This window comes from Peribacillus sp. FSL K6-1552 (assembly GCF_038005205.1).
Classification (GTDB): Bacteria; Bacillota; Bacilli; order Bacillales; family DSM-1321; genus Peribacillus; species Peribacillus butanolivorans.
Genome location: NZ_JBBOST010000001.1, coordinates 5682959 through 5705484 on the forward strand (window position 1 = coordinate 5682959; position 22526 = coordinate 5705484).

Here is a 22526-nt window from a genome sequence, read left to right on the forward strand (position 1 = left end):
AATCATATTGAAATGTGAAAAAGCTGTTTCCAACTTACAGAAACAGCTTTTTCATATCAGTCTTTTTTTAATGAATCAAATACCTTATCATTACGTTCTACCACTCTTGTTAAGTAAGCTTCGTATAACGGCCATTCTTCCACTGAAAGAGAATCGGAGAAGATCCTACCGCTATGTTCCTTCAATACATGCAGGAATCTAAGCATTACGTCCTGCACGCTCAATCGCACGTCTAATAGTTCTGAAAGGGAAGCCATTACAGATGGCATGATATCAGGATAAGTAAATTTTGTTTCTGCATCTCCTTTAGCGGCTTCGTAAAAGCCCTTTACAAGACTTGCTCGCTCTGCACCGCTTCCATTGACGCACAAGTAAATTTGCACCGCTACACCATTGCGAATCCGACGCTGAGATATACCGGCAAACTTTCTCCCATTTATACTTAAATCATAGCTTCCAGGGCAATATGAACCGGTGATTTCCCTTGCCTCCATTTCGACTCGGAAATCAGCAAACATCAATTGAACAAGCTCCCACATCGCATCATAGCCACGATTGATTTCAATTTTCCGCTCATTTTCGGGGAAAATGAGCGATAAATTAAGAACTCCCTCATCCAGCACAACTGCAAGCCCTCCAGAATTCCGTACAATAGCCTGGAAATCGTGTTCTTTTAAATAATCCACACCTTTTTTAAGAAAAGGCAGCTTCGTATCCTGAATACCAAGCACAACCGTCTGATGGTGTACCCACGCTCTTGCTACGGCCATTGATTTACCAGACCCTATGGAAGCACAAAACGTATCATCCATCGCAAATGACTCTAGAGCAGGAAACTGAGGACCGACGGATGATTGATCAATAACCCGCCACTCTTGCTGCTTTAACAATGAATCTGTTTCACACATATAAATCTCCCTCTACTTTTTATCCTTCATGACATGACTTATTGATATTGGGCCACTAAGCCCTGTGCAGCTGTGATAACAGCTAATTTATATACATCCTCTTCACTGCATCCCCTTGAAAGATCATTTACAGGACGGTTAAGTCCCTGCAGGATCGGGCCGACCGCTTCGAAGCCACCCAGGCGCTGTACCATTTTATAGCTAATGTTTCCTGCCTCAAGACTTGGAAAAATAAAAACATTAGCATCTCCTTGAATAGGAGAATCCGGTGCTTTTTGTCTAGCGACCGACGGAACAAAGGCCGCATCAAATTGAAATTCTCCATCAAGAAGAATTTGAGGGTCCATTTCTTTTGCCAATTTGACAGCATCAACGACTTTCTGAGTCTCCGAAGATTTTGCCGATCCTTTTGTCGAAAAACTCAGCATCGCCACACGCGGTTCGATATCGAACATAAGGGCCGTCTTCGCACTTTCTACGGCGATTTCTGCCAGGTCCTGGGAATCAGGGTTAATATTAATTGCACAATCAGCAAACACGTACTTTTCCTCGCCACGGACCATAATAAAGGCACCTGATGTTTTTTGAATACCTGGCTTTGTTTTAATGATTCGTAGAGCAGGACGGACCGTATCAGCTGTTGAATGAGTTGCGCCACTCACCATGCCATGTGCTTGTTTAATATGAACAAGCATTGTTCCAAAATAATTCTCATCCAATAGGGTTTCACAGGCTTGTTCTTCAGACGCCTTACCATTTCGTACCTTTACAAACGCTTCGACCATTTCATCCATCATGATATAATTATTCGGGTCATATATTTCAATTGATTCAAGAGAAATTTTTAATTCCCTAGCTTTCTCTTGAATCAACTCGATATCGCCAATCAATACAGGCGTTACTAGTTTAGCTTTGGCAAGCCTGCCCGCAGCTCCCAAAATCCGTTCATCCAATCCTTCTGGAAAGACGATTTTTAAATTATGCCCTGTAATTTTCGATTCTAATATTTCAAATAAATCACTCACTACCGCATCCTCCTTTTATGTACGCTGCGCTTGTTATTTCTATATCAACCATTCAGCAAAACTTCCATTTTCGTCTTCTTTTAAGAATACTCTAGCAGCTAGGTAAATTCCAGCCACTTTGGTCACCATCATGAAATCGGCAAATATGAAATTTGTTTGAACATCGAAGAACAGTAACGGTGTTTGCGGACTGATATAAATTTCCTTATACTTAAACTATGTTATATTAAAGATATACTAAGACTTAGGAGTGATCGCAATGAGTGAAGCAGCACAAACACTTGACGGCTGGTATTGTTTACATGACTTCCGTCTGATTGATTGGGCTTCTTGGAAAACGTTATCAAGTGACGAACGCCAATTAGCTATCTCAGAATTCCAAGGTTTACTGGATAAATGGAATACGACTCAAAGCAATAATGAAGGCAGTCATGCCCTCTATTCCATCGTTGGCCAAAAAGCGGACTTCATGCTTATGTTTGCCCGCCCAACAATGGAAGAATTGAATGCAATTGAAAACGAATTCAATAAAACGAAACTTGCAGAATATACAATCCCAGCTTATTCCTACGTTTCTGTAGTGGAATTAAGTAATTACCTAGCAGGTGGAGATGATGAGGATCCTTACCAAAACCCTCATGTACGTTCAAGACTTTATCCGATTCTTCCACAAGCGAAGCATGTATGCTTCTACCCAATGGACAAGCGTCGTGAAGGTGATGATAACTGGTACATGCTTTCTATGGAAGAACGCAAGGGCTTAATGCGTTCACATGGTTTGATTGGCCGCAGTTATGCCGGTAAAGTAAAACAAATCATTTCCGGTTCTGTCGGTTTTGACGATTATGAGTGGGGCGTTACGCTATTTGCAGATGATGTCCTTCAATTTAAAAAGTTAATCTATGAAATGCGTTTTGATGAAGTAAGCGCACGCTACGCTGCGTTCGGTTCTTTCTTTGTAGGGAATATCCTTCCGGAAGAAAGCGTACCCTCTTTCTTATACGTATAAGACATGAGCTTCCGGATCTTCCGGAAGCTTTTTTCTTTTTGAAACCCTCCTTTTATTTCCCCGGCTGTGGAATAAATCTATGACACATCCCATACATTTTCAATAGTGATGAATTTATTTTTTCACAGGTTTATTCAACTTAAGGAATATTGACCAAGGCAACGCCTAACTCCAGCGAGGTGAAGGAACTTTACTTCTATATACTAGCCCGTCAAGAGGATTTGACTTTACCCGTAAATCATTAAAGGCAACCGTTATGTATCGCTTAAAATTCATTGTGGTTTTTTAAGCCACCCGGGGATTGTCAAGAACAGTGGTATAACCAATACAATACCGGTCGCTATAAATCGCACTGTTTCTTCCAGCCCACGCACTCGGATTGTCCAAATTCCACAAAATCAAATAAACCTTGAATTTAGGAGGGAATGTAATGTCACAAAATAACCCTTATGGTAATTATCCGTACGGAGGAAGCCCATATTACCCCTATGAAAATAATGAGTCTGACCTGCGACAACAGGCTCCTTACCCGCAACAAAATTTCCAGCAGCAGGGATACCAACAACCATCATACCAGCCACAGCAGCCCACTAAGGCAGGCACGCCTCAACAAATACCTATGCCGATGAATGCTCCCACATCCGGACCACAGGTACCTGGCATGCTTCCAGTCGAGGCATCTTATATCGAGAACATCCTGCGTCTTAATAAAGGGAAATTGGTGACCGTTTATACGACGTTTGAAAACAACAAGGAGTGGAATGCAAAGATCTTCAAAGGAATCATCGAGGCTGCGGGACGCGACCACTTAATCATAAGCGACCCGCAAACAGGAAAACGTTACTTAATCCCGATGGTATACTTAGATTACATTACTTTTGACGAAGAAATTGAATATGAATATCCATTCGGCGGAGGTGCAGGGCTCGCCACGTATTCGCCAAGGTGAAGAAAGCTTTAATGTTATAAAAAACAGGCTCAAAATCTTGTGATTTTGAGCCTGTTTTTTATATGAAAATAACCTGGATAATTCATTTTTCATCCATGATGCAAAAAAAGCTGACCTAGAAAAAGGTCAGCTTTTTTTATAAGTATTTATATGCAGCAATGATCATTAGAACCCAAGCAACCAAGAATGAAACTCCACCAATTGGTGTAATGGCTCCTAGAACTTTGATTTGAGTAACACTAAGAACGAATAAGCTTCCGGAAAACAGGATAATTCCTATCAGCATAAGCCAGCCTGACCAATTAATTAGCGGGCTTGAGATCTTTCCCGCCAACAAACCAATCACTAATAAACCCGCTGCATGAAACATTTGATAATCGACAGCCGTCTGCCATGTTGCTAAATATTTATCAGGAATTTTCCCTTCCAGTCCGTGCGCTCCGAATGCACCTAGCGCTACGGCAATAAAACCATTCAATGCTCCTAAAATGATAAACAGTTTCACTTTTTCTTCGCCCCTCTTTATTTAATTTAAAAATCGAATAAGGATGCGCCATTTGCTTCATCCATTTTAACCGGCTCTACATTGGATACAGATGACATAACAGGCTGGGTCAATGTGATTGGCTTTGGGATGCTGATGTTTCCGGCTTTTTCATCCACCATTACTTCACATAGAGACTGAATGGCAATTACATACCCCTGCAACTTATCCTCTGAATTTGCCTGTTTCGCTTTCAAGACAAGCTCTTCCATTTTATCTAACATTCGTTTTGATGAAATATCCACCTTTACCACCTCGTCTACATACATGTCAAAAACTTTCATACCTAGCATAGCAAAAATTTGAGGTGAAGAAAACATCCTTGCATACTGATCTACTTTTTTAACAGCTTGGATTCAAACTTCATGCAAAGCTGTCCGGAAGAACGAAAAACATCAAGAGATGGTTGGTTTAACGTTTTAAATTGAAAAGCACGGCAGCCTTTTGGAAAATTAGGATCCCAAGTTACATAAAAATGCCTGCACGCCATACAATTTACCCGTTCAATTTTCTTCTCCACATCAACGATTCGAGATTTCCCAATCAATTGGGGATTCCCCAATTTCCTTCAGCAATTGATTTGTTTTAGAAAACGGCTTGCTACCAAAGAAACCTCGGGTCGCCGACAATGGGCTAGGATGGACGGACGTAATGATCTTATGACGGCTTTCATCGATCAAAGGGATTTTAGTTTGAGCCGGCCTCCCCCACAAGATAAAAACAACCGGTTTTTGTCGGTCATTCAGCAAGCGGATAACTTGATTCGTAAAGATCTCCCATCCCTTTCCTCTGTGTGAATGGGCTTCTCCCTCACGCACAGTCAAGACGGTATTCAGCAGAAGTACACCCTGGTCTGCCCATTCAACAAGGGAACCATTATCAGAAACCTCACAACCTAGATCACTTTGTAACTCTTTAAAAATATTTCTTAGAGAAGGCGGAATACGCACCTCCGGCTTCACGGAAAAACTAAGGCCATGTGCTTGGTCCGGTCCATGATAAGGGTCCTGACCAAGAATGACAACCTTTACCTTTTTATATGAAGTAAATTGAAGTGCATTGAAAATATCATCCTGATTCGGATGAATGACATGCTGACTGTACTCTTGTTTTATAAACTCCCTTAGCTCTTGGTAATAATTTTTTTTGAATTCCTCTTCCAACAGAGGCCACCAATCATTTGTTAATATCTGCTTTGCCATCTGCCATAGCCCCTTTCTTCTTTTTATACTATTATATCAAACTCATTTTCTTACCCTTTTTCACATAGATTACGATTTATGTTTCTATATACCCCCAAATTGGGGAAATAGGTAGTTAGCAAGCAATTTAACCATGTTGGAGGATTCCCTATGAAAAAATGGTACAAAAGAAAACGATTTTATCTGCTTGTTAGTATTTTGATTGTCATTACATTCGTGATTATCTATAACAGCTACAAGCCCCTGCCTGATGGCATTTCTTATGAAGGAAAGATTCATCATGTCGAGGATATTGATTTTATTTATGACCTGTCTTATCACGATAAACAGGGAAATCTGCAACATGAACAGCGAATCTTCCAAACCATCAATCAAGCTATCGAAGAGGCTAATTCTTTTATCGTAATCGATATGTTTTTGTTTAATAATTTTTATGATGAAAAGATAAACTTTCCAAAGTTAACTGAGACTCTAACGGATAAACTGGTTGCCCAGAAGAAAAAGAAACCTAAGCTCCAGATTATGTTCATTACTGATGAAGTAAATACTACCTATAATGCCTACCAATTAGAGGCACTGGAAACCCTGAAGCAAAATGACATTGATGTTATTGTAACCAACTTAGATCGGCTACGAGATCCAAATCCGCTCTATTCAGGTGTGTACAGGACCTTCTTTCAATGGTTTGGCGAAAGCGGAAAAGGTTGGATTGTGAACCCAATGGCCAAAAGCGCTCCAAAAGTCACCGTGCGCTCTTATCTTAGATTGATGAATATCAAAGCCAATCACAGGAAAGTGATCACTACAGAAAAGACGGCCATTATTTCATCAGCAAACCCTCATGACGCGAGCGGATTCCACTCCAATATCGCCTTCCAGATGGATGGAAATATAATCGGCGATTTTGTTAAAGCAGAAGAAGCTGCTTCGAAATTCTCAGGGGGTCCGAAGGCATTTCCAGAATTCAAGGAGGCCTCTGCCGATAAAGGGCCGATTTCTGTACAGTTACTAACAGAGGGAAAAATCAATAAACATGTTCTTAAAGCAATTAAGGAAACGGTGAAAGGCGACCAAATCCAGCTTGCCATGTTTTATATTGCCGATCGCCATGTTGTCGAGGCCTTAACAGATGCAGCTAAACGAAACGTGAAAATTCAAATGATATTAGATCCGAATCAAAATGCATTTGGAAGTGAGAAAATCGGGCTCCCTAATCTTCCAGTTGCTGCTGAATTCGAAAAGCTGGGTGATGAAAACATCTCGATTCGTTGGTACAAAACAGATAAAGAACAGTTTCATACAAAGTTGATGATGATTCAAAAAGCAGATGAAATGATTATTATTGGAGGATCGGCTAATTACACTGCACGCAATCTAGATGACTATAACCTCGAAGCCAATGTTGAAATCCACGCTCCGAATGATGCCGAAGTCACCCAGGATGTCGATAACTATTTTCATAGACTTTGGAAAAATCAAGACGGAATATACACTGCGGATTATAGTGAATATCAGGATAAATTACCTGTTTTCAAATATTTAACCTACCGATTACAAAAGGTGTTCCGTTTCACCACATACTAAATATTATTATCATTATTCCATTGCAAAATGTTTATCCATGTCCAAATAAGGTTATATACTACTATAGCTAATCAACAACTAAGATAAGCAAGATGCTATTTACCTAATTTAAGAAAGTCTTACACTAAAATTCAAGGAGGAGTTTATATGTATCAAGTACATGTTGTAGAAAACGGATTGCAAGCAAAGGAAAAAATTGATGAATTAGTTACATTCGGGTATACAAAGGATGATGTATATTTGTTTGCCCATGACAAAACTCGCTCGAAGCATCTTACCGAGAACACGAATACAGAAGATGTTGGCATGAAAGAACAAGGCTTCCTTGATACAGTTGGAAATCTCTTTAAATCACGTGGAGACGAACTTCGTAATCGAATGAGCAATCTTGGACTTAGTGATATGGAAGCAGAGCGTTATGAGGAAGTACTTGATGAAGGGAAAGTTGTCATCGTTGCATCCAAACAAGATAATAAAGACGGTATTACTCACTAATTCTAATCAATCTTTATACATTACCCTATATAGCATTCTATAAAAAAGCGAGGCGCCTCTACCGGCAGCCTCGCTTTCTACATTTGTTATCCCAGAATACTTTGGTACATGGCCTTTGCATGGACCATGTCCTTCGTACCGTGAACCAATGCCCGACCATCTTGGAAAACAACCATCCGTTCACCATTCTTTTCACAAGAGAGAAGAAATGGATTAACTTTTACCAAATAACCACTTCCGTTCAAGTCTTTGGCCAACTTCTCTAGTTGAAGTTTCAATGGTTTTGGCGGTCTGACCTGTACTGTATCTCTTCCGCAAAGAACCGCTGTTTTCGTCGCGTTTTCCATTGTTAAAAATGGGTATTTCCGCTGATCTCCGCAAGAAAGACAATCCTTCTTTTTCACTTTTGTTAATCTAACAGTTTGGTATTGATTCCGCCACAAATCAAAAGTAACGAGCGAAGGACGAACTGATTCCCAATCTTCAACGAGAATTTTTAAGGCTTCGGCTATTTGATGTGCCACCACCATCGTTACAGCCGGTGAAATAATTCCACCTGTATCACAGGTCATTCCTTGAATCGGAATAGTTTTTAGCAAACAGTGCAAACAAGGCGTCTGTCCAGGCAGGATTGTCATTGTCATTCCAACACTGCCTACACAGGCCCCATAAATCCACGGAATTTGAAGCTTTTGTGACAGATCATTGATAATCATCCGTGTTTCAAAGTTGTCAGTAGCATCCATTATCAAATCAACATGACCTAGCAGTGGTTCCAGAGTCTGCGCGGTTGCATCCATTATGACCGCCTTTACTTCTACTTCATGATTGATAGCATGCAAATGACGTTTTGCCGCTTCAGCTTTTGGCAGCTTTTCTTCAACGTCCTGTTCAGTATACAGCTGTTGTCGTTGTAAATTACTGGTCTCGACATAATCCCTGTCCACAATAGTCAGCTTACCTACACCAGCGCGAGTCAAAGCTTCAGCGTTAGCAGATCCCAGTGCTCCGGCCCCGAGAAGTAATACATGCTTCTGTTGAATTTTCAACTGTCCCCCTTCACCAATGGGTGAAAATAAGGTCTGTCTTGAATATCGCTCGTTCACTATGATTCCCTCCTATCTGATCTAATCAGCCTCCACTAACAGGTGGAATAAATGCTACTGTATCTCCATCAGATAAAATCGTTTCATCGTCGGCAAATTCTTCATTAACCGCTGTCATCACGGTTTCAAGACCCTCCAATTGAAATTCAATCTTCATTTTCCCTTTTAGCTGAGCCACACTCATTCCATTTCCTTCTATAGAAAGAGTTTCTTTTCCTAATTCATCTTTTAATTGAGCAAATAAGAGTACATTAATCATCTATATCCACCTCTTCTGGTTTTCCTTTCGGATAAGGAACAGTTTCCAATTGATTACCAACCCATGTTTCCCCATCCTCCCAATGTTCTTTTTTCCAAATGGGGACAATTTCTTTAATTCTTTCAATCGCATATCGATTTGCCTCATAGGCATCATTTCGATGTGGAGTACTAACGGCGATAACAACGGCGATATCCGTGATTTCCAATTTACCTACGCGATGGGTAATCGCCGTTTCTGCATCAGGCCAACGCTCCTTGATTTCGGAGCCGATTTGCTCTAGTTTCTTAATTGCCATCGGTTTATATGCTTCGTAAATTAAGAATAAAGTCTTTTTTCCCTTCGTCATTTCCCTTACTGTACCAATAAAGGTCGTGACAGCACCCGCATTACGATTGACTACTTTATCAATCACTTCCTGGATGACAATCGGTTCTTTAGAAATGTCATAGTTCATGGCTACCATCCTTTATATAAAATTCAGTTTGATTAATATGCCCTGCCTCTTGATAATCTTCCCTCGTATTCATATTGAAAAATAGGCGTTGAAAACGCTTAGGATTCTTATGATATAGCTCAAAGTCAGTTTCCTTAATAATTTTTACCGAAATCTTTTCTAAAAAGATCCTCATTTTCAATTCCTGTTTCACTAAACAATCCGTCAGTACAGGTAGACACCTTTTATGGTAAACAGCGAAAAGCGGCTGAAGCCTGCCGTTGATTTCAGGGATGATGGCATCTAGACCAGGCTCATAATAGGAAATAATTTCATTTATTGCTTCTGCACTCACAAAAGGCATATCACAGGCCGTAAGAAACTGCAGCTCTGTTTTTGAGTAGGACATTCCTGCATGTAGTCCTCCAAGGGGGCCTCGATCTTTATGTAAATCGGGAATTAGCGGAAGGTGAAGAAACCGATAATCTTCAGATGTATTCGTAATGACTAGAATGTTTTCCGAAACTTTTTTCAGCTCGGAAGCCACTCTTGAGATGTTCACGTCCTCGCCTATCTTCAACAGAGCTTTATTCACACCCATACGGCTAGATTTCCCGCCTGCTAAAAGCAGCATTGTGCATTCCATCTGATTCCCCCCTTCCTATTTCGGGATTAACCTTGCATCTAATGGTAACGCTATAAGGAATATATCCTTTAAAGAAGTTTTCAATGTATCCATATTTTAAATCAACTTCGAAAATAATGACACTTTCACAAACTTTGCTTGTTAATTAAAAAATAGAATATAGCATATTTTTTATATGAACCAAACCCTAACACCCAGTAATCCCCACCTCCTAATCTCTTAAATTTCGTTCATCAATTTCCGATAATATTTTTTCAATTAAAACGTGTTTATTCGAAGCCTCTCCATGTCTCTCAAAAAGGTACTCATTTAGGGTGACAACTAAGTTTTACATAATAGAAATTTTGGTATATTCTAAAAACAGGATATTACCTGGTATGCTGATAATATCGATACAAATTCTCCTGAGGAGGTCACATAATGACTATGAAAAGAGCTATGACAGTTGCTGGTTCTGATTCCAGCGGCGGCGCAGGTCTTCAAGCTGATTTAAAGACATTTCAAGAATTCGGTGTTTACGGAATGTCCGCTTTAACGACTATCGTTACGATGGATCCTAAAAACGGCTGGTCTCATAATGTATTCCCTACACCGGTTGAGATTTTAGAAGCCCAAATCGAGACGATTTTATCAATCGGTATCGATGCTATGAAAACAGGAATGCTTGGATCAGTCGAAATCATTGAACTTGTTGCCCGTAAAATTGACGAGTTGAAACTGGACAAAGTCGTAATTGATCCAGTAATGGTTTGTAAAGGTGAAGATGAAGTATTGCATCCAGAAACAGCTGTAGCACTTCGTGACCTACTTGTTCCACGTGCAACAGTAGTTACACCGAACCTTTTCGAAGCTGCCCAATTAGCAGGCACAGCGCCAATCAAGACGATTGATGATATGAAGGGTGCAGCTGAAAAAATTCATGCACTTGGTGCGAAATATGTCTTAATCAAAGGTGGAAATAAGCTGGATCATGACAAAGCTATCGACCTTTTATATGATGGAAAAGAATTTGAGATTCTTGAATCTGAAAAAATTGAAACAACCAATACACACGGTGCCGGCTGTTCATCTTCAGCAGCTATTGCAGCTCAATTGGCTGAAGGTAAAAGTCCGCGCGAGGCGATTCATGTTTCAAAAGACTTCATAACCGAAGCTGTTCGTCATTCTTGGAAGATGAATGACTATGTAGGTCCTGTCAATCATGGTGCATACCATAAATACGGGGTTGCTGAAAAAACAAAATAATTAATTAAAAATAAGGGCCCGCTCAAAATCATTGAGCGGCCTTTTTCGCTTTTTTTGTTTATATTTAGTAAAATAGAAAGAAGGAAATGCTTATCTAGCCGCCCAGTTAAGGAGGAAATTGTAGAATGAAACCTATAGACCGTACAGAGGTGCAGAATGCTATCGATTCTTTTGCAGGACAAGATGTATATCTTCACCTTGAAACAACCAACGGCGCCTATGCCACTCATGTAGATGAAGCTTTTTTTTCGGCAGGCGCTTATATCCGTAATGCTTTTATACAGTATGAACATGGGAAGATAGTTGGGGACGGACCCTATCGTATCGGCTTAAAGCTCAATATTGGCTGGGTATACGCTGAAGGAGTAAACCACTTCGAAATTGATGAACATGGGAGATTGCTACTGGCAGGGCTTGATTTTACCGGAAAACTTGCTGTTTCCATGCAAATTAGTTCTACTCCCTTTGAATAATTACAATCATGCTGCAGGTGTCAAAAATCCGCCATGCACGCCCCAATTGGCAGAAAACTATACTCACTGTAAGTAGAACGGAAGGAGAAATATACCTTGGAAAAAGAACGCCATGTATTAGTTATTTTCCCACATCCTGATGATGAAGCCTTCTCGGTTTCTGGAACGCTTGCTTTACATAGAGAAGCAGGCACCCCCGTTACCTACCTATGCTTAACACTAGGAGAGATGGGACGGAATTTAGGAAATCCTCCTTTTGCAACAAGAGAATCGCTTCCTAAAATTCGTAAAAAGGAATTAATCGATGCTGCAAACGCGATTGGTATCCAAGATTTACGTATGCTCGGTTTGCGTGATAAAACCATCGAATTTGAAGATGATGAAAAGCTGACTTCTTTATTTACAGATGCCATTAATGAACTTAATCCTTCATTAATCATTACGTTTTACCCAGGATACAGCGTTCATCCGGATCATGAAGCAACTGCACGAGCTGTGGTCCGAGCTGTGGAAAGAATCGAAGAAAAAGAGAGACCTAAACTTCACTGTGTCGCTTTCTCCAATAACTGCATCGACGATTTAGGACAACCTGACATCGTCCATGATATCTCTGCCGTCGAAAACAAAAAGGTAGATACATTTACAGCACACCGTTCGCAAACGGAGGCGATGGTGGTCGACTGGAAAGAAAAATTCGAAAACCAAGATGCTGACTTTCTTGACTGGATCCGCAAAGAACGATTATGGACCTATAAATTTTAAACCCGCCAATTTGGCGGTTTTTTTTGTTATAACATAAAAAAAACGCCTGTATATAACAGGCGGAGAAAAGGGGGATTACTTGGAAAATCAATCATAATATAAGCATCCCCATTTTTTTTGTTTTTAAACAGGAAAATGCAGAAAATTAGGCAGAAAACCGCTCTTCAGATTGCATTTTATTTCTTGCAGAAGCCTTTTTACCATGTGCTAAATAGTAAATGACTATGAGAACAAATGACAAAATGGACATGCCTATAAATAACCCTTGGAACCCGGTAAAAGGAATAAGGAATCCAAGTAGGAATGGACCTACACCAATACCAAAATCATACATTGTAAAGTACGTAGAAGTTGCTAATCCCATTCGGTTTGATGGGGACTCCTTAATTGAAATCGCCTGACAGCTTGATTGGAACGTACCATATCCCACTCCGATTAATGCGCCAGCTATTAGGAGGGTGATTCCATGATGGGCTTGGCTAAGAACGACCATACCCACCGCAAATAGTAGGAGCGATGGATAGATAACTGCATTTTCACCTTTCACATCAAACATACGCCCTGTAAAGGGACGTGACACCAAAAGGAATATAGCAAACACTACAAAGAAGAAGCTCGCCGCGTCCATTAAATTTAGTTCCTTTGCAAAGGATGTTAAATAGGACAAGATGCTCGAATACGTAAAACCGGCAAATCCAATAAAAATAGAAATAGGTAAAGCTCTTTTTTCAAAGTAATCGCCAATTTTAAAGCCTTTTTGTTGAGATACTCGTTCTTTTTCCCCCTCAGGTACATGCATAAATAATGAAGCAACTAAAGAGAATGCAGCAAATAAAGATGCAGCATAGAAAATAATGGAATAGCTAAAATGCTGTGTAATCAATAATCCAATAAACGGCCCAAATGCCATTGCCAAGTTTGTGCTCATGGCAAAGTAACCTGTTCCTTCACCACGTCGTTCATTCGGAATAATATCTGCTGCAATCGTTCCCGTTGCTGTAGTAGCAAGGCCAAAAGAGATACCGTGAATTAATCGATCAATTAACAAAAGTGATAAACTATCTACTAGAAAATAGCCAATGGATGATATTAGAAATAAGATCAATGATCCAAGCAACATTCTTCTGCGGCCAATCTGGTCAATCTTTTTCCCTGCAATCGGCCTTACAAGTACAGCCCCTAGGACGAAAATACTTGAAGCAAGACCAGCTTGCGCTTGGGATGCATGAAAGTTATCCATCGTGTAAATGGTCAATGTCACCATTAAAACATAAAATGTTAAAAATAGAAAAAAGTTCGCAGACGATACAATCAAAAAGTCTTTCGTCCACAATTTCGGTTTCTGATTCATTTCAATCCTTCTTCCTTCCTAATTATTTTAATTTTTCCTTTAAGAAAAGCAAAGTTCGTAACGTTGTCTCACGATCCTCTTCAGCCAAACCGCTCATTAATTGAAGTTCAAATTCCTCAACTACTTTTTTGGCTTCTTGATAGGTTCTTTCACCTGATTCAGTTAACTGTATTCTCCGTTCCCGCTTATCTTTTCCGGGTATTTGTTCAATCAACTTACGTTCTTCTAAACGATTGACCGTCCGAGTTACTGTCGGTTTCTCCACATCTAGATAATTACTGATTTCGACAAGCGTAGAACACCCATACTGATTCAAATAATATACAATCAACCATTGAGAATGAAAAAGATCAACCTTGGCCAATTGTTCATTTAGCTTTTTAGTAAATGACCTTGAAAATTGCAGATTATGATGAAAAAAACCATTATGAAAGGACAAAGGTATTCCCCCTATTAAATAGTTACCTAGGTAACTATACGCTGATTTATTAGAAATGTCTACCCTACAGATGAAGAAAATGCCCAACTACTTAAATAGTGCACTGATATTTTTCTCTAAACCTTCAACAGTATTCAAGCTGATTATTTGCTAAGTTCGATGCTTCTTAAAACACAAAAAAAAAAGCCCTTTTAGGGCCTTTTTCAATTTATCTGAGATAGCGGCAAACGATACAGCTTATCATCTTTTTCATCAGGGTTTCCCCGACCATCCGTATTGTTGCTTATAAAATAGAGAGAATCTTCATCCACAAACACATCACGTATCCGCCCGGAATCTGTGATAATATCAGTCATTTTTCCGCTTTGTACATCATAGCTCTTGAGCGATTCTCCCCTTAAGGTTGCAATGTATAGCTTTCCGTCAACATAAGCAATTCCAGAAGGGGCCCATGTATTTTCACCGGAATGTATCAATGGATTTACCATATTCGGCTTTTGTTCATCGCCCTCTATTTCTGGCCAGCCATAGTTCATACCGGGGGCAATTTTATTTAATTCATCGTGAGCAGACTCACCATGTTCACTTTCATACATCTGTCCAGCCTCATCCCAGGCCAAGCCTTGTGGGTTGCGGTGTCCGTATGAATAGACGTATGAATTTTCGATTGGATTATCTTTCGGAATGGTACCATCAAGGTTCATTCGTAGGACCTTCCCACCTAAAGAATCAAGATCCTGCGCTATTGTTGGATTCCTCGCGTCCCCTGTTGTTGCATATACCTTATCATCCGGGCCAATCTTGATTCGACCTCCATGATGGTAGTCACCGCTTGGTATTCCGTCGATTAATGTTTCCAACTCCCGCCACGTATCATTATCCTTTTGTAAAGTAACGATTCGATTAATAGAATTCCCGCCTTCTTCATACGTGTAGTAGGCAATTGCACGCCTGTTATTCGAGAAGTCAGGAGTTAACAAAAATCCAAGTAATCCAGCTTCGGCCTTCACAGACAATGTCTTTTTAAGCTTAACCTTTTGCCTCGTCATCTCGCCCCTTTCCCATTGAACGATGGTGCCTGTCCGCTCTGACACATACATTGTATCCCCATTCTTCTGAATCGACCAAGGTGCAATTAAGTTCGTTAACAGCACCTCAGGGCCATCTCCTAGAGTTTCCGACACTTCTTTATCAGGGCTCGGCTGTGCTTTACTGTTCTCTTCTTTATTAACGTTACAACCAGTTAAAGTTAATGCGGCCATGAGAAAATATAAGCACCATCTTTTCAAAAGTTCTTCTCCTTTCGTTCCATATTTAGTATGCTGATGACTGCGTAAGTACCTTTAAAATAGCTGTAGCAACACCGTGATCATCATTAATACCTGTTACTTCATCACAAAGCTTTTGAATATCAAGCGGGGCATTTCCCATTGCGACAGACAAACCCACTCTTTCAAACATTGATACATCATTATAATTATCTCCGATGGCCATAGTTTCCTGCATCGAAGCAGACTTTTTAGTCACATATTTTTCAAGCGCAGTACCTTTTTGCGCCTGCCCACTCATGATTTCCACATTTTCACGTCCTGAAGAGGTGACGGTCACCCCATCCTGAGTTTTCAATTGTGAAGCAATTTGGTCTAATTTACTTAAATTTTTGGAGAAGCTTAGAATTTTATAATATTCTATATCAGAGTGGCTGAATAAATCTGAGTAATTGGAAACGGACTTTACCTGTCCAAGCTGTAAACGGTCCTCTGCAAATTTTCTGATCCCCACAGGGTCAATGTCCGGATTAGCTGTAACAAAAACATCCACTAAAGCAGATATTGCGTTTTCATAGTCTTTAGAATAGATTCCTTGACTCGTATAAATTTCAAAATAAATTTCCTGTTCTTCGAGGTATTCGGCAACACTCTGTGCAGTAGCAGGTGACATCGGATTGGAAGCAGCAATTTTTCCGTCCTGCGTGAAAATAGCAGCCCCATTTACACAGATAATCGGACACACAATGCCCGTTTCATCTAAAGCGTACTTTGCTTCCTCGTACGATCTTCCTGTAGCAATGATCACCTCAACTCCTTCTCTTTGCGCCCTCTGGATAGCGGCTTTATTTTCATCACTCACCTTTTGCATCTTGTTTAATAATGTTCCGTCCATATCAATCGCAATCGTCTTAATCAATTCAACCCGCTCCTTTTTTTCAATATAACCCTTATTTTAACCGAAAGAGAGTTGATAAACACGTATAACAAACGGGAGAGCTTTTTAACGCCAATCTAAAAATGATTATCTTTCAGTTGTCTCTTCTATGTATATAAAAAAACTGCACCTATTTGGAATAGGTGCAGTTTTTTTTCTTAATGTAAAATCGTATGACTATCCACAGTCTTTGACCGTGCAGTAATTTGTTCTTGAATGTCCTTTTGAATGTCATCAATTGCAGTAAAGTCCATTGCTTTTACATAAATGGCTTCAAGTGCGTCATGCTGCTCTTTCGCTTTTACAAGACATGCAGTTGCTTCATTCATTTTCGCCCGGTATCTGGAGGAAACATCCTTGATCTGATCAGCATAAATTTCATCTGTTCCAGAGTGGATGGCTGTTTTATAAATATCAATGATTTCATCACCCTCTCTACTCGGGAAATATTCATGCGGAGAGGTGCTGTCAAAAATAGCGATTCCTGCCTCCCGGACGATTACCATATCCAAACTTTCAGGATCAAAACCGCAATGATACACTTCTACATCAAATCCTCTTTTCTCCGCAGCCTTTGCAATCTTTTTCAGCATCGTCGATTTCCCTGAGCCAGGTCGGCCCTTTAAAAAGTAGCGTTTTTGCACTCCTTTAGTAATACTCGGGATGTAATCAACTGCTCCCTCTGGCGTAGCGGCACCTAAAAACCGGTGACGAACATCTGCTTTTTTGTTGAGAACAATATCTCTATAAAAGCCTTCTATCAATTTATTGGTTAATCCATTTAATTTAACGAAATCAATGTTCGCCTTATAAATATCTTCCCATTCATCATGTATCTTTAATGCTTCTGCGAAAAGAGCATATGCCTTCTCAAAACTCTTGCTTCTGGCATTGGTAAATCGTATGATTGTCGTTCTTTCAGCTGCCAGCTGTTGAGTATTCCAGGCAGCCCCTAGATTGACGTATTCCTCAATGGCTCCCGGTGCTTTCGGTTCAATCACATGTGGAGCAGTCCCATCAACGAGACCGATTTTTAAGGCGGGAATAATTACCCCATCAATGGAATCATTATCCGACGAACAATGCAAAAACTCGATATCATAGTCTTTATCCAGCCATTCCTGGCCAATTTTTTTCATAATAGTCGATTTACCTGAACCAGGTCCGCCTTTTAAAATAAATAATTTCTCTAAGCCAGCTAGATTGGAATCATATAAACTATAAAAACCTTTAGCCGTATTGCCTCCAGCGAAATAATGCATCACTTTTCCTGCCACTTTCACACTCTCCTTCACCATACAGATGTGCATCTTCAAGACAGCTTATGCAGGAAAACCCAGGTAGGTGAATGCCTAAAGGTTTAGGTTTAATAGTATTCTTTATCTATTTGATAAGAGCTCTAGGTTCCGCTTGTGCGGCCACAAGGAATTCTGACGGTTTCAAGACAATTTGTGTCCCAATTTTTCCACCGCTTACGATGATTTCACACAGATTGGTTGCACTTTCATCAATAAAAGTCGGATACTGCTTTTTCATACCGATTGGTGAGCAGCCCCCCCGAATATACCCTGTGTATTTCTGCAAGTCTTTAACAGCGAGCATTTCAATTTTTTTCGCACCTGCTGCTTTCGCTGCTTTTTTCAAATCCAGCTCGGTGTCTACAGGAATGACAAATACATAAAGCTGCTGAGGTCCGCTGTAGGTAACGAGTGTTTTAAACACGGTTTCTGGCGCTTTACCAATTTTACTCGCCACGGTAACACCGTCTATTTGGCCGTCGTGGACATCATAGCTCATCATGTCATACTTTATATGTTTGTTATCGAGAATTCGCATAGCATTTGTTTTACTGGCTCCCATCTAAAAAACAGTCCCCTTATCCTTTTTTCTACCATTTTACCATTTTTATATGTAAGCCAAAAGAAAAGCACAGCGCTTCTGCATCTGTGCTTTCACTCAAATTTATTCTAAATGACGTCTTTGATAATCAGCAATACGCTTGTAGTCGCCTTCTAATTGCCGGCTTACAGATAAATAAATCGACATTAGTTCTTCATATACTTTAACGTGCTCCTCGATTGGAACAAGTTCATTTGTATGCCCAATCATGTTTTCAACCTCATCCAGGCTTTCAATTTCACCTAAAGCATATAATCCTAGAACAGCAGCACCTAAACTCGAGCTTTCAAAGCTTTCTGGGATTGTCACATTCTGATTAAATACATCAGCCATAATTTGCCGCCATAGCTTGGAGCGAACAAATCCGCCACTTGCATGGATTTTCTCCGGAGCACCTGTCAGTTCCCTTACAGCAAGGAGGACACTGTATAAGTTGTACATCACACCTTCAAGCACAGCCCGCACCATATGATCGCGAGTATGATGAAGAGCTAGTCCAAAGAAGGAACCCCTAGCATCAGCACTCCATAATGGCGCCCGTTCCCCTGCCATATACGGGTGGAATATTAACCCGTCTGAGCCAGGTGCTATATTTGAAGCCATTTCGGTCAGTATCTCATATGGATCCTGACCCGAGGCCTTAGCTCTTTCGATTTCTACCCGACCAAATTGATCCCGGGCCCATCGGAAAGTGATTCCCCCATTATTGACTGGTCCGCCAATTACCCAATGATTCTCAGTGAGGGCATAACAGAACGTCCGCCCTTTCGGATCAGTAAGCGGACGGTCACTGACGGTTCGCACTGCACCGCTTGTTCCTATTGTTACCGCAAGCACACCCGGCTTGATAGCATTTTGGCCTAAGTTGGCAAGCACCCCATCACTTGCACCAATAACAAATGGAGTACCAGCACAAATGTTCATTTTTTCTGCCAATTCCTGGCTCAATCCAGAAAGGATATGGGTCGTTGGCACGAGCATAGGAAGCTTGTCCGATCCAATTCCCGCAATGGTCAATGCCTCTTCATCCCACGCCAAGTTTTTCAAGTTGAACATACCTGTTGCAGATGCAAGTGAATAATCCATTACAAACTCTTTGAAAAATTTATAGATAATATATTCTTTAATCCCTAAAAATTTATCCGTTTTGTTAAAGATTTCTGGATGCTCTTTTCTAAGCCACATAACTTTCGTGATTGGGGACATAGGGTGAATGGGTGTTCCCGTTCTGTGATACAATTGTGTCCCCTGATCCGATGCCTTCAATTGCTCCGCATAGGCTACACTTCGGTTATCTGCCCACGTAATACTATTTGTGAGCGGCTTACAGTCTTTATCCATGGCAATCAAACTATGCATCGCTGAACTAAACGAAATAAAACTTAGTTCATCCTTTGCTATTCCGCTTGCAATCATCACTTCACCGATTGCAATAATAACCGCTTTATAGATTTCTTCCGGATCTTGTTCCGCAACAGACGGAGTTGGACTGTGAAGCGGATATCCTTTAGAACATGAATGGACGACCTCGCCCCCCTTAGAAAAAAGAACAACTTTCGTGCTCGTCGTACCAATATCGATCCCCATCATATAACCTGAATGTTTCATATTTTTACATCGTACTCCTTTCTCTTAAACAATTGAATTCAATAGTAAGATTAGGATAAGAGAAACGACTGAAATTATCGTTTCCATAACCGTCCAAGATTTTAACGTTTGTGCGACTGTTAAATTAAAGAATTCTTTAATCATCCAGCATAATTCACTTGGGAAAGAATTAATGAACCTGAACCGATTGCAAGTACCAGTAACTCAATATTAACACCCGGTACCGATGAAATAATTGGTAGCACAATACCTACAGCTGTCGTCATTGCGACAGTTGCTGAACCCGTTGCTATACGAATGATAGCTGCCACTAACCAGCCAAAGAGAATTGGTGAAATGTCAAAGGATGTGGCTAACTTGCAATAGCTTCCCCTACTCCACTTGTGATTAATACATTTTCAAATGCGCCACCAGCTCCGATAATCAAGATAATGGATGCAGTTGGAGCAAGGCAAGCAGACATAAATTGGTTTAGTTCTTTATTATTAAAACCTCTAGCATAGCCTAATGTACAGAATGCAACTACAAAAGAGACCAATAGAACGAGGAACCAGTTCATAATGAACTAAACTCGATACCTACTTAATTCATAAAATAATCATTCACCCATAAAAAAAGAACCGGATTGGAGCTTGATTTCATCCTCCAGATGTTCAGGATAAGCAATAAGAAAGCAAGTTGACGGTCCTGATGATTTTTCGATATCCACTTTACTTCTTATATGTGCAGAAACACCTTCCCCACTTGGGTCCAGATGCTTCCATTCATATGCTATCCCTTTTGAGCCAACAGGAAGTACCTGAACTTCTTCAAGCTCACAAAGGCTTTTATATAAAGATAACGGCGCGATCCACTCTTGTTGTTTCATAACTTCTTCCCCAACAAGCGGCCTGCCAATAAGGGCCATTTTCCGTTGAAGAATTGGCTTCATTACACGTTCATTCCTGCGTTTTCCGATCACCATAAGACCAAGTGCGGATTGAAGAAGCGGCATGTTACTTTCGGTGCTACCTGTAATAGAGAGAGCCAGACCGATTTCATCCATTCCCTTCATGACGCCTATTTTCAAGGCCTCCCAGGCTTCATCGCCGCAGAAATTATGAAGGACAACGGTCATTGGACTTCCGCCAGCAGCCAGGCACTCCATAACGGCAACCCGGAACGAAAAATATCCAACAACTTCGTATGGGACTTGAACGAGATCTTTTTCCTTCAGCCCAATTCCGCCACTATTATCACAAGAAACGACTAATGATTGTGACTCCGTAAACGGTAAGATCAATGAGTCATTCATTCTACGAATCCATCTTTAAAAATCACTTTTTTCAAAACTGGTTCTAGACGTGGAAGTAAAAGGGCCGCCAACACTACATTTATTGCTGTAGCCCCTGTTAACCCCGGAACTAGCATCGTGTAAAATTCAAGGCTAACCAGAAATACGAAAGGTAGAGCTAAGATGAAGGCATTACCGATAAAGAAGAGGAAAAATGCGCCTATTTTCTTTCCGTGTACATATAAAACGCCAAACATCCAAACGAGGACCGCCATTTCTACCATGATCAAAAAATGGAAAGGTCCTAGTGTCATGCCACCGATGAAAGCTGAAATAATATGACCAAGTCCAGCTACTATAGCTCCGGACACCGGACCTAGTATGACAGCCGCCAAAAGGGCCGGAAAACTGTCTAAAGCCATACTGCCTATTGGGGAAGGGACTTTAATCATTGCCCCAACCTCCGATAAAGCAATAAAAATAGCAATTGTACTAATTTTTCTTACGTTCATGTTTACTCTTTTTCCTTTCTTTTTCCCCCACGGAATACATTTGCGCTGCGGATATATTCCACATCTTTCACACCAAGGCGGAAGTTAATCACGCGTGCTACAGCAAAGAAGTAATCAGACAAACGATTTAAATATTGAAGAGATAGTGGTGAAACTGCCGCACCCGACTTAATCAAAGAAACAACCAACCGCTCCGCCCTGCGTGTAACCGTCCGGGCAATATGAATGGTTGCAGACGCTTTTGAGCCTCCTGGAAGGATAAACTTTTCTAATTCCGGTGCTTCGACGATAAAGGCATCAATTCGTTCTTCCAAATAGGTAATTGCCTCATCCGTTAGCTTCTGCGGGGCTTTCTCAGAAACTGTCGCCAAATCACCGCCACAGTCAAATAACTCATGCTGAATTTTTTCCAAGTCCGTTAGTACGTCTGCAAAAATCGCTGAGTCCAATTCAGTTACTGCAAGGCCGATATAGCTGTTCACTTCATCCACTGTTCCGTAAGATTCGACACGGATGTCATCCTTGTCCAGACGTCCTCCGATTACGCTAGTTTGTCCCTTATCCCCAGTACGTGTATAAATTTTCATCTCTATTTC

General features: G+C 40.6%; 27 protein-coding genes and 1 pseudogene. 7 read left to right on the plus strand and 21 right to left on the minus strand.

Annotation, left to right across the window (positions count from 1 at the left end):
- Positions 1–56 precede the first annotated feature (56 nt).
- Together NST21_RS27260 and pta are read right to left on the minus strand one after the other, a co-directional pair.
- A complete protein-coding gene (locus NST21_RS27260; protein WP_340892319.1) occupies positions 57–908 on the minus strand; it encodes a lipoate--protein ligase family protein in 852 nt (283 codons plus the stop codon).
- A 38-nt stretch (positions 909–946) separates the two neighbouring features.
- Complete coding sequence (gene pta, locus NST21_RS27265; protein WP_340892320.1) at positions 947–1933, minus strand: phosphate acetyltransferase; 987 nt, start codon at positions 1931–1933, stop codon at positions 947–949.
- A 259-nt stretch (positions 1934–2192) separates the two neighbouring features.
- On the opposite strand from pta, the gene hemQ reads away from it, so the two are divergent.
- Together hemQ and gerQ are read left to right on the plus strand one after the other, a co-directional pair.
- Positions 2193–2942 (plus strand): hydrogen peroxide-dependent heme synthase, encoded by a 750-nt coding sequence (hemQ, locus tag NST21_RS27270; protein WP_053348428.1) that lies wholly within the window; start codon positions 2193–2195, stop codon positions 2940–2942.
- Positions 2943–3372: 430 nt separating this feature from the next.
- A complete protein-coding gene (gerQ, locus tag NST21_RS27275; RefSeq protein ID WP_340892322.1) occupies positions 3373–3891 on the plus strand; it encodes a spore coat protein GerQ in 519 nt (172 codons plus the stop codon).
- A gap of 136 nt (positions 3892–4027) precedes the next feature.
- Here gerQ and NST21_RS27280 read toward each other — a convergent pair whose 3' ends face one another.
- The 4 genes from NST21_RS27280 to NST21_RS27295 all read right to left on the minus strand — a co-directional run bounded on the left by NST21_RS27280 (position 4028) and on the right by NST21_RS27295 (position 5637).
- Positions 4028–4396, minus strand: coding sequence for a DUF423 domain-containing protein (locus NST21_RS27280; RefSeq protein WP_053348427.1), 369 nt, complete (start codon positions 4394–4396; stop codon positions 4028–4030).
- Between the two features lie 26 nt (positions 4397–4422).
- Complete coding sequence (locus NST21_RS27285) at positions 4423–4680, minus strand: YwdI family protein (RefSeq protein ID WP_053348426.1); 258 nt, start codon at positions 4678–4680, stop codon at positions 4423–4425.
- A gap of 89 nt (positions 4681–4769) precedes the next feature.
- Positions 4770–4982, minus strand: a complete 213-nt coding sequence (locus NST21_RS27290) for a hypothetical protein (RefSeq protein ID WP_053348425.1) — start codon at positions 4980–4982, stop codon at positions 4770–4772.
- Positions 4957–5637, minus strand: a complete 681-nt coding sequence (locus NST21_RS27295; RefSeq protein ID WP_340892323.1) for a uracil-DNA glycosylase — start codon at positions 5635–5637, stop codon at positions 4957–4959. The genes NST21_RS27290 and NST21_RS27295 overlap by 26 nt, the downstream gene beginning before the upstream one ends.
- A 150-nt stretch (positions 5638–5787) precedes the next feature.
- Between NST21_RS27295 and NST21_RS27300 the strand changes: the two genes are divergently transcribed.
- A complete protein-coding gene (locus tag NST21_RS27300) occupies positions 5788–7221 on the plus strand; it encodes a phospholipase D family protein (protein WP_340892324.1) in 1434 nt (477 codons plus the stop codon).
- Positions 7222–7368: 147 nt separating this feature from the next.
- A complete protein-coding gene (locus NST21_RS27305; RefSeq protein ID WP_053348422.1) occupies positions 7369–7716 on the plus strand; it encodes a general stress protein in 348 nt (115 codons plus the stop codon).
- Between the two features lie 86 nt (positions 7717–7802).
- Here NST21_RS27305 and NST21_RS27310 read toward each other — a convergent pair whose 3' ends face one another.
- The 4 genes from NST21_RS27310 to mobA are packed head-to-tail and all read right to left on the minus strand — an operon-like array spanning position 7803 to position 10163.
- Positions 7803–8822, minus strand: coding sequence for a thiazole biosynthesis adenylyltransferase ThiF (locus tag NST21_RS27310; RefSeq protein ID WP_340892327.1), 1020 nt, complete (start codon positions 8820–8822; stop codon positions 7803–7805).
- Between the two features lie 25 nt (positions 8823–8847).
- Positions 8848–9081, minus strand: a complete 234-nt coding sequence (moaD, locus tag NST21_RS27315) for a molybdopterin converting factor subunit 1 (RefSeq protein ID WP_056524079.1) — start codon at positions 9079–9081, stop codon at positions 8848–8850.
- Complete coding sequence (locus tag NST21_RS27320) at positions 9074–9538, minus strand: molybdenum cofactor biosynthesis protein MoaE (protein ID WP_053348419.1); 465 nt, start codon at positions 9536–9538, stop codon at positions 9074–9076. Before NST21_RS27320 ends, moaD begins: the two co-directional genes overlap by 8 nt.
- Complete coding sequence (mobA, locus tag NST21_RS27325; protein ID WP_340892329.1) at positions 9528–10163, minus strand: molybdenum cofactor guanylyltransferase; 636 nt, start codon at positions 10161–10163, stop codon at positions 9528–9530. Before mobA ends, NST21_RS27320 begins: the two co-directional genes overlap by 11 nt.
- A 420-nt stretch (positions 10164–10583) precedes the next feature.
- Between mobA and pdxK the strand changes: the two genes are divergently transcribed.
- From pdxK to bshB2, 3 genes are all read left to right on the plus strand, one after another.
- Complete coding sequence (gene pdxK, locus NST21_RS27330) at positions 10584–11408, plus strand: pyridoxine/pyridoxal/pyridoxamine kinase (RefSeq protein ID WP_340892331.1); 825 nt, start codon at positions 10584–10586, stop codon at positions 11406–11408.
- Between the two features lie 125 nt (positions 11409–11533).
- A complete protein-coding gene (locus NST21_RS27335) occupies positions 11534–11881 on the plus strand; it encodes a YojF family protein (RefSeq protein WP_053348417.1) in 348 nt (115 codons plus the stop codon).
- 96 nt (positions 11882–11977) lie between these two features.
- Entirely contained in the window at positions 11978–12643 is a 666-nt protein-coding gene (gene bshB2, locus NST21_RS27340; protein WP_053348416.1) for a bacillithiol biosynthesis deacetylase BshB2, read from the plus strand.
- Positions 12644–12788: 145 nt separating this feature from the next.
- Here bshB2 and NST21_RS27345 read toward each other — a convergent pair whose 3' ends face one another.
- The 11 genes and pseudogenes from NST21_RS27345 to NST21_RS27395 form a co-directional block, all read right to left on the minus strand.
- Positions 12789–13994 (minus strand): MFS transporter, encoded by a 1206-nt coding sequence (locus NST21_RS27345; RefSeq protein ID WP_340892333.1) that lies wholly within the window; start codon positions 13992–13994, stop codon positions 12789–12791.
- Between the two features lie 22 nt (positions 13995–14016).
- Positions 14017–14433, minus strand: a complete 417-nt coding sequence (locus NST21_RS27350; RefSeq protein ID WP_056524067.1) for a MarR family winged helix-turn-helix transcriptional regulator — start codon at positions 14431–14433, stop codon at positions 14017–14019.
- Positions 14434–14636: 203 nt separating this feature from the next.
- Positions 14637–15722, minus strand: a complete 1086-nt coding sequence (locus NST21_RS27355; RefSeq protein ID WP_340892336.1) for a PQQ-dependent sugar dehydrogenase — start codon at positions 15720–15722, stop codon at positions 14637–14639.
- Between the two features lie 25 nt (positions 15723–15747).
- A complete protein-coding gene (locus NST21_RS27360) occupies positions 15748–16620 on the minus strand; it encodes a Cof-type HAD-IIB family hydrolase (protein ID WP_252429810.1) in 873 nt (290 codons plus the stop codon).
- A 176-nt stretch (positions 16621–16796) separates the two neighbouring features.
- Positions 16797–17915, minus strand: coding sequence for a PRK06851 family protein (locus NST21_RS27365; protein ID WP_328113844.1), 1119 nt, complete (start codon positions 17913–17915; stop codon positions 16797–16799).
- Positions 17916–18021: 106 nt separating this feature from the next.
- Positions 18022–18498, minus strand: coding sequence for a Cys-tRNA(Pro) deacylase (gene ybaK / locus NST21_RS27370; RefSeq protein WP_340892342.1), 477 nt, complete (start codon positions 18496–18498; stop codon positions 18022–18024).
- A gap of 102 nt (positions 18499–18600) precedes the next feature.
- Positions 18601–20145, minus strand: coding sequence for a gluconokinase (gene gntK / locus NST21_RS27375; RefSeq protein WP_340892344.1), 1545 nt, complete (start codon positions 20143–20145; stop codon positions 18601–18603).
- A 24-nt stretch (positions 20146–20169) separates the two neighbouring features.
- Positions 20170–20710 (minus strand): annotated as a pseudogene (locus tag NST21_RS27380) (GntT/GntP/DsdX family permease); the annotation flags it as partial.
- A 33-nt stretch (positions 20711–20743) separates the two neighbouring features.
- Complete coding sequence (locus NST21_RS27385) at positions 20744–21439, minus strand: ATP-binding protein (RefSeq protein ID WP_340892346.1); 696 nt, start codon at positions 21437–21439, stop codon at positions 20744–20746.
- Complete coding sequence (locus NST21_RS27390) at positions 21436–21930, minus strand: ECF transporter S component (protein WP_340892348.1); 495 nt, start codon at positions 21928–21930, stop codon at positions 21436–21438. Before NST21_RS27390 ends, NST21_RS27385 begins: the two co-directional genes overlap by 4 nt.
- Before the next feature lie 2 nt (positions 21931–21932).
- Positions 21933–22517 (minus strand): cob(I)yrinic acid a,c-diamide adenosyltransferase, encoded by a 585-nt coding sequence (locus NST21_RS27395; RefSeq protein ID WP_053348407.1) that lies wholly within the window; start codon positions 22515–22517, stop codon positions 21933–21935.
- Between the last annotated feature and the right edge of the window lie 9 nt (positions 22518–22526).

Excerpts from the sequence above, each read along its gene's own strand:
- NST21_RS27395 (WP_053348407.1), bottom strand. The coding sequence starts at position 22,517 with ATGAAAATTTATACACGTACTGGGGATAAGGGACAAACTAGCGTAATC.
- hemQ (WP_053348428.1), top strand. The coding sequence starts at position 2,193 with ATGAGTGAAGCAGCACAAACACTTGACGGCTGGTATTGTTTACATGAC.
- NST21_RS27335 (WP_053348417.1), top strand. The coding sequence starts at position 11,534 with ATGAAACCTATAGACCGTACAGAGGTGCAGAATGCTATCGATTCTTTT.
- NST21_RS27390 (WP_340892348.1), bottom strand. The coding sequence starts at position 21,930 with ATGAACGTAAGAAAAATTAGTACAATTGCTATTTTTATTGCTTTATCG.
- NST21_RS27260 (WP_340892319.1), bottom strand. The coding sequence starts at position 908 with ATGTGTGAAACAGATTCATTGTTAAAGCAGCAAGAGTGGCGGGTTATT.
- NST21_RS27320 (WP_053348419.1), bottom strand. The coding sequence starts at position 9,538 with ATGAACTATGACATTTCTAAAGAACCGATTGTCATCCAGGAAGTGATT.
- NST21_RS27295 (WP_340892323.1), bottom strand. The coding sequence starts at position 5,637 with ATGGCAAAGCAGATATTAACAAATGATTGGTGGCCTCTGTTGGAAGAG.
- NST21_RS27305 (WP_053348422.1), top strand. The coding sequence starts at position 7,369 with ATGTATCAAGTACATGTTGTAGAAAACGGATTGCAAGCAAAGGAAAAA.
- NST21_RS27345 (WP_340892333.1), bottom strand. The coding sequence starts at position 13,994 with ATGAATCAGAAACCGAAATTGTGGACGAAAGACTTTTTGATTGTATCG.
- gerQ (WP_340892322.1), top strand. The coding sequence starts at position 3,373 with ATGTCACAAAATAACCCTTATGGTAATTATCCGTACGGAGGAAGCCCA.
- mobA (WP_340892329.1), bottom strand. The coding sequence starts at position 10,163 with ATGGAATGCACAATGCTGCTTTTAGCAGGCGGGAAATCTAGCCGTATG.
- moaD (WP_056524079.1), bottom strand. The coding sequence starts at position 9,081 with ATGATTAATGTACTCTTATTTGCTCAATTAAAAGATGAATTAGGAAAA.
- gntK (WP_340892344.1), bottom strand. The coding sequence starts at position 20,145 with ATGAAACATTCAGGTTATATGATGGGGATCGATATTGGTACGACGAGC.
- NST21_RS27300 (WP_340892324.1), top strand. The coding sequence starts at position 5,788 with ATGAAAAAATGGTACAAAAGAAAACGATTTTATCTGCTTGTTAGTATT.
- pdxK (WP_340892331.1), top strand. The coding sequence starts at position 10,584 with ATGACTATGAAAAGAGCTATGACAGTTGCTGGTTCTGATTCCAGCGGC.
- NST21_RS27385 (WP_340892346.1), bottom strand. The coding sequence starts at position 21,439 with ATGAATGACTCATTGATCTTACCGTTTACGGAGTCACAATCATTAGTC.
- ybaK (WP_340892342.1), bottom strand. The coding sequence starts at position 18,498 with ATGGGAGCCAGTAAAACAAATGCTATGCGAATTCTCGATAACAAACAT.